Origin of the sequence: Klebsiella sp. K47 (genome assembly GCF_051858335.1) — a bacterium.
Classification (GTDB): domain Bacteria; phylum Pseudomonadota; class Gammaproteobacteria; order Enterobacterales; family Enterobacteriaceae; genus Klebsiella; species Klebsiella pneumoniae.
The window spans coordinates 1-621 of the sequence record NZ_JBPYUI010000091.1; the positions used below are offsets into that span (position 1 = coordinate 1).

Genomic DNA, 621 nt, shown 5'->3' on the forward strand with positions numbered 1-621 from the left:
CATCAACCGACATAGCAGCGCCGAAAACGTCAACCCCGGCCATTGTCGGCATCATCCCGCACACACCATCAAGACCAAATCCGCGGATATGCATCATCCGGTCTACTGGAATGATCCGCTTAACGCTATTTTCCGTGTATGTATACTGTAACTTCCCGCCATCGAGTCGCTTTACAACCATATTCTGCGGAAGTAACGGCACCAGCGATACCAGTTTGCTGCCGATATATAGTTTCTCGACAAATGCATTACCACGCAGGCAAATACTGGCCACAATCATCAACATGAAACGGGAAGGGGTCATTTCCGGGTTAGGACGCCTGCATAATATCTGGTAGGCGGGATTGTTCTGGGCCAGCTTTCGCGATCCATCAGCCTGCCGCTCGTAAATTTTAAGCGGAAGCGTGGAAACTGACTCACTTAAGAGTCTTACGCACGCCCAGACAGCAGAAAGCCGGATAACTTTGTCAGCGGTAACCACTTTTCCGCTACTGCTGGTTCCGTACCACTCCCGCCAGAATTCACCGGTCGTCAGGCTTATGGGAACACCAAGCCAGTTTAAAAGAGCGCTCTTAACGCGCCCTGGTTGCTGTTTATTCTTAGCCATCAGATACCCACTAT

General features: G+C 50.6%; 1 protein-coding gene. It reads right to left on the minus strand.

The window, feature by feature from the left end:
- A partial coding sequence (locus RRF55_RS27200; RefSeq protein WP_439419206.1) for a phage portal protein occupies positions 1–607 on the minus strand: 607 nt, incomplete at its 3' end.
- Positions 608–621 lie beyond the last annotated feature (14 nt).